The sequence below is a fragment of the Enterococcus sp. 3H8_DIV0648 genome (assembly GCF_002140655.1).
GTDB lineage: Bacteria > Bacillota > Bacilli > Lactobacillales > Enterococcaceae > Enterococcus_A > Enterococcus_A hulanensis.
This window is the reverse complement of the sequence record NZ_NGLG01000001.1, coordinates 985,785-991,308: the sequence shown is the minus strand read 5'-3', so window position 1 is coordinate 991,308 and position 5,524 is coordinate 985,785. Positions and strand designations below refer to the sequence as shown.

Sequence of the window (5,524 nt, the reverse complement as noted above, 5' to 3'; positions counted from 1 at the left end):
AGAATGATAATAACTTTAAAAGGAGAATGTTATGCAATTCAAAAAAATGATGATCGGTGCAAGCTTGGCTTTATCGATCGGCTTGTTCGCAGCATGCGGCAGCAATAACGCAACGAAAGATACAAAGGAAAGTACCGCAAAGACAACAGAATCTAGTGTAGATTTAAATAAATTGGATTTGCCGCAGCTGAGTGACAAAGTCGCAGACGATGAATACTTAGTGGAACTTGTGACAACAGAAGGAAGTGTCAAAATCAAACTCTTCCCTGAACAAGCACCTAAAGCCGTGGAAAATTTTGTGACCCACGCCAAAGAAGGCTACTACAAAGATACCCCCTTCCATCGTGTAATGAAGGATTTCATGATTCAAGGCGGAGATCCTAAAGGTGATGGTACTGGCGGAGAAAGCATTTGGAACAAGGGCTTTAAAACTGAAATATCAAATCAGCTCTACAATATTCGCGGCGCCCTTTCTATGGCTCGTTCAGAATCACGCAGCAGTAATGGTAGCCAATTCTTTATCGTGACAAATAGTGAAGATGTCAGTGATGGTTTAGCCATTCAGTATTATCCAGAAAAAATCATTGAACAATATAAAAAAGGCGGTACCCCTCAGCTTGATGGAGAATACACTGTCTTTGGTCAAGTAACAGAGGGTATGGATGTCGTTGACAAGATTGCTGGCGCTGAAGTTAAAGATAGCGGATCTGGTGAGAAATCTACACCAGTCGATCCGGTCAAAGTGACTGAAGTAAAAGTCTTACAGGAACCTAAAAAATAAGTAAGAAAGGCTTCGCGAACTCGCTCAGCTTTTGAGCAATAAGACCAAAATATTTCTAAATTGCTTCTCAAATTTCGAAATATTTTTGCTTATTGCCGATATGCTAGTTCTGCTTAATGCTAATTTAGCAGCAACTGTATGCGGAACTTGTGTAGAAAAGCTAGTTCGTGAAGCCAGACATGGATATACCCGCTACAAAGCGATTTATTCATGTGAAAATTTTATACTTCCTTTAATGGGCGGATTGTCAAATCAAGTGCAACACTCGATTAAAAAATACTTCAAAAGGGGTTTTCCAATTTAAGCATTTACGAGGTCGCATATTTATTTTTCTTAGGACTTCTTTTAGTGTCTGTGATGTAACTTCATCTAAAGTCTGACGTTTAGGGAAATATTCTCTTAATAATCCATTTGTATTCTCATTTGTACCACGCTGCCAAGGTGACTGTGGATCCGCAAAGTAAAAGGGGAGCCCCTCTAATTTTTTAGTTACGTCTTTGTGAAATGAGAATTCTTTTCCGCGATCTGAAGTAACACTCCTTCTTTTCGTTTTTGGGAGTCCTTTGAGTAAATAGATCATACTATCTTTGACTGGTTCTGCTCTTTGCGCCGCTACTTTATCAGCTAACAAGTAGCGAGATTTCCGATCAGTTAGGGTAAGTAAACAAGCGCTCCCCATTTTACCAACTACTGTGTCGACCTCCCAGTGACCCAGTTCACGTCGTAGATTCCCCTCTGATGGCCTTTCATGTATTGTATGCGAAATGACTATCTTCCCTCTGGTTTCGTTATGATTCTGGCACTTATACTTTTTTCCTTTTCTACGTAACTTCTTCACCACACCACGATGCCCTTGTTTTGGCATTTCGTCATCAAATTCAAAAGCATAGATTGCTCGATAAATAGTCGAATAACTAATCTTTATCGGGTAGTCTTCTAATTCTAATCGATTCGTTATTTCTTCTGGCGACCATTGTTCGTCTAAAAAAAGATGTTTGACGATATTCTTTAAATAGAAAATGGATAAAATCTTCTTTCTTCCACAATTTTTTCTTTTAAGCTTATAAAGCCGGTGTGCAATAGTCGGAGAATATTGGTTTGATGAAAAAGCATTTCGATTCATTTCTCGGCTAATTGTAGAAGGGTTTCTTCGAAGTTGACGGGCAATCTCTCTTATCGTGTATCCTTGCGCATGTAATTTCGCTATTTCTTCTCGTTCGAAAATGGTAAGATGAGTATACTGACTCATAGATATCCTTCCTTTCAATAGTTATCTCGCAATTACTATTTTACAAGAAAATCATCTATGAGTCTTTTTTGTGTTGCACTTAAAGTGTAAATCCGCCTGTTAACAAAAGAACCAAAATCTCATTAATCGAGATTTTGGTTCTTTTTTGCTACTTCTTCTGTTCTTTATCGCCTACGATGAAAGTGAACTCGCATTCTGTTACGACTTTCTCTTCCACCGTTGCCCATGCTTTGGCAGTTCCAACCGGACCTTTAACTTTTCGAATATCAAAATTCAAAAATAATGTGTCGCCAGGTCGTACGAATTCTAAAAAGTTGGCTTTATTGATCCCGCCGATGTATGCGGTCTTCCCTTCAAACGCAGCGGATTTCAAAATCAATAATGATCCTGCTTGAGCCAGCGCTTCAACAATCAATGTACCAGGCATGATTGGTTCACCAGGGAAATATCCTTGGAAAAAGTCCTCATTCATCGTTAAATTTTTAACCGCGGTGATATGCTTTTCGTCTTCAAACTCTGTGACTGCATCTAAATAGTAAATGGGAAAGCGATTTGGGATCGCAGCCATAATTTCTTCGACATTCATAATTTTTTCCATTTTGCACCTCTATGAATATTTTATTTGATTATCAAACTATCATATTCTTGCAGTTTAATCAAGGCGTATTAGATTATTCAAAAAAATAGTTTGACAATCAAAGCTTTTTCCAACATAATGAGAGCATATTATTTTTTATATTATTTAGGAGTGTGTCATTTAATGTCTATTTTATCTGGAAAGAAAATAATCGTGACTGGCGTAGCCAATAAAAAAAGTATTGCTTGGGGATGTGCGAAAGCCATCGCCGACCAAGGCGCAGAAATTATCTATACGTATCAAAATGATCGAATGAAGAAAAATCTAGTCAAATTAGTCGGGGAAGATGCCCATATGTTTGAACTAGATGTTGCCAGCGATGAAAAGATCGAAGCAGCATTTGATTCTATTAAAGAAAAATTTGGTTCGATCGACGGCTTAGTTCACTCTATCGCTTTTGCTAACAAAGAAGAATTATCTGGCAACGTAACAGAGATCACTCGTGATGGCTTCCAATTAGCGCAAGACATCAGTGCTTACTCTTTATTGGCGGTTTCGAAATATGCAGCTCCATTGATGACTGATGGCGGCAGCATTGTGACGATGACGTATATGGGTTCTGAGCGTTCAATCCCTAACTACAATATGATGGGAATCGCAAAAGCAGCTTTAGAAGCGGAAGTTCGTTACTTAGCAACTGAATTAGCTCCAAAGAACATTCGTGTCAATGCGATTTCTGCTGGTGCTATCAAAACCTTAGCGGTAACTGGCGTAAAAGACTATCAATCATTACTAAGTCTTTCTGAAGAACGCACACCTGATAAGGTTGCTGTAACAATCGAAGAAGTAGGAAATTCATGTGCCTTCTTGCTTAGCCCGTTAGCAACAGGTATCATCGGAGACATCATTTATGTCGATAAAGGTGTTCACTTAAGTTAAGCTTTTTTAGTACGTCATTTTTATGGCGTGCTTTTTTTATGTTCAAATGGATCGAAATAAAACAAAAAGCCGCTTTTGAGCGGCTTTTTACAGATTTAAAAAATTTCTAATATTCCCATTAACATTGCGAAAAAGAAACGCCTGACTGGTGACTTAATCGTACTTTTTACGTAATGGATATGTGCAAGACCATACCAAAGAATCAAAAATAGGAATACTAATACCCCAAAAACTATCCAAATTATATCCATCCTAACTCCCTCACCTGTGCCAAAAAACAACTATACTTCGAAAATCCAGCCTTCCGGTGCGGCAACATCTCCGAATTGAATCCCCACAAGCTCATCGTACAATTTTTTCGTTACTGGACCAGTTTCTGTTTCACTGTAGAATACATGGAAGTCCTCTCCGTTTTGAATCCCTGCTATCGGTGCGATAATAGCCGCCGTTCCGCAGGCGCCTGCCTCTGCGAATTTATCTAATTCGTCCAAACGAACGTCGCCTTCCACAGCATCTAAACCAAAGCGCTCTTTTGCCAAATACAACAACGAATATTTCGTAATACTTGGTAAAATCGACGGCGATTCCGGTGTGATAAATTGATTATCATGAGTGATTCCGAAAAAGTTTGCTGAACCAACTTCCTCTATTTTTGTATGAGTTGCTGGATCTAAATAAATACAGTCCGAAAAATTACGATCGTGAGCGATTTGCCCTGGTAAAAGACTCGCTGCATAATTTCCACCCACTTTAGCGGCTCCGGTACCAAATGGCGCAGCACGATCATACTCAGATACAATAAAATTACTTGGTGTCAATCCACCTTTGAAATAAGGTCCGACTGGCATGCAGAATACGCCAAACAAATACTCTGGCGCGGGTACGATCCCGATGTTCGGTCCTACCCCAATCAAATAAGGTCGCAAATACAACGTCGCACCAGTTCCATAAGGAGGAACATACTCCTCATTAGCACGAACTACTTGCTTAACAGCATCAATAAATTTATCTTCTGGAACAGCTGGCATTTGTAAACGCTCAGCGCTCTTATTCAAGCGTTTCGAATTCTCGTCTGGTCTAAACAAGTTGATTTTCCCGTCTTTACGACGATAGGCTTTCAGTCCTTCAAAACATTCTTGTCCGTAATGCAGACAGGTTGACCCTTCATTAATGGTGATAGTATTATCCTCTGTTAATGCGCCTTCATCCCATTGACCATTTTTCCAATGAGAAATATAGCGGAAAGGCGTCTTGATATAATCAAAACCCAACTCTTCCCATTTTATATTCACCATTCTATCATCCCCTTCTTATTTAAATGTTAGTCTATCATTTTCTAACACCGTTGTCATGATTTTTTTCAGTTATAAGAAAATTATGATTTTTTTGCCTTCAGTCGACAGAAAAGCGAAAGATTGGTAAACTATTTCTATTAATTTGTAGAGGTGGCTTATGTTTTTACTTACAACGCAAACCGTAGACTCCAGCAACACTAATGTCGTCGATCAAGCGACAGAACAATTATCAGCTTGGCAAAAGTATTGGCAGACGATCAACTGGGATCGTGTTTTTTCTGTTTTAATTCAAAAAGGCCTAACGATTTTAGCCGTGATTGTCCTTTTTTACTTAATTCGAAAAATCGGAAATTTTTTGATCGATCAGTCATTCGAACGGCAAAAGAAAAAAATTGCGGATAACGCTACTAGGATCGAAACAATCCATGCCTTATCAATGAATATTTTTTCTTATACTCTGTTTTTCTTCTTTCTATACTCAATTTTGGATACGCTTGGTATTCCAGTCGGATCGTTATTAGCTGGTGCTGGAATTGCTGGTATCGCCATTGGTTTGGGTGCTCAAGGATTTACGAATGATATCATCACAGGTTTCTTCATTATTATGGAGCAGCAGATCGATGTCGGTGATTACATTCGATTGACCGATTTGAGTATCGAAGGAACCGTAACATCTGTCGGCA

6 protein-coding genes are annotated in these 5,524 nt (G+C 38.9%); 3 read left to right on the top strand and 3 right to left on the bottom strand.

From position 1 onward, the window contains the following. Window positions 1-31: 31 nt before the first annotated feature. Entirely contained in the window at window positions 32-781 is a 750-nt protein-coding gene (locus A5875_RS04620) for a peptidylprolyl isomerase (RefSeq protein WP_088932520.1), read from the top strand. A gap of 247 nt (window positions 782-1,028) precedes the next feature. Here A5875_RS04620 and A5875_RS04615 read toward each other — a convergent pair whose 3' ends face one another. Further along, window positions 1,029-2,030, bottom strand: a complete 1,002-nt coding sequence (locus A5875_RS04615) for an IS30 family transposase (protein WP_088932519.1) — start codon at window positions 2,028-2,030, stop codon at window positions 1,029-1,031. A gap of 148 nt (window positions 2,031-2,178) precedes the next feature. After that, complete coding sequence (fabZ, locus tag A5875_RS04610) at window positions 2,179-2,628, bottom strand: 3-hydroxyacyl-ACP dehydratase FabZ (RefSeq protein WP_088932518.1); 450 nt, start codon at window positions 2,626-2,628, stop codon at window positions 2,179-2,181. 162 nt (window positions 2,629-2,790) lie between these two features. Between fabZ and fabI the strand changes: the two genes are divergently transcribed. Then, window positions 2,791-3,546 (top strand): enoyl-ACP reductase FabI, encoded by a 756-nt coding sequence (fabI, locus tag A5875_RS04605; RefSeq protein WP_088932517.1) that lies wholly within the window; start codon window positions 2,791-2,793, stop codon window positions 3,544-3,546. A gap of 281 nt (window positions 3,547-3,827) precedes the next feature. Here the strand turns inward: fabI and A5875_RS04600 are convergent, their stop codons facing one another. Then, window positions 3,828-4,841 (bottom strand): branched-chain amino acid aminotransferase, encoded by a 1,014-nt coding sequence (locus A5875_RS04600; RefSeq protein ID WP_088932516.1) that lies wholly within the window; start codon window positions 4,839-4,841, stop codon window positions 3,828-3,830. A 157-nt stretch (window positions 4,842-4,998) separates the two neighbouring features. Between A5875_RS04600 and A5875_RS04595 the strand changes: the two genes are divergently transcribed. Next, the coding region (locus A5875_RS04595) for a mechanosensitive ion channel family protein (protein ID WP_141108323.1) at window positions 4,999-5,524 on the top strand (526 nt) is incomplete at its 3' end.

Excerpts from the sequence above, each read along its gene's own strand:
- A5875_RS04615 (WP_088932519.1), bottom strand. The coding sequence starts at position 2,030 with ATGAGTCAGTATACTCATCTTACCATTTTCGAACGAGAAGAAATAGCG.
- A5875_RS04620 (WP_088932520.1), top strand. The coding sequence starts at position 32 with ATGCAATTCAAAAAAATGATGATCGGTGCAAGCTTGGCTTTATCGATC.
- fabZ (WP_088932518.1), bottom strand. The coding sequence starts at position 2,628 with ATGGAAAAAATTATGAATGTCGAAGAAATTATGGCTGCGATCCCAAAT.
- A5875_RS04600 (WP_088932516.1), bottom strand. The coding sequence starts at position 4,841 with ATGGTGAATATAAAATGGGAAGAGTTGGGTTTTGATTATATCAAGACG.
- fabI (WP_088932517.1), top strand. The coding sequence starts at position 2,791 with ATGTCTATTTTATCTGGAAAGAAAATAATCGTGACTGGCGTAGCCAAT.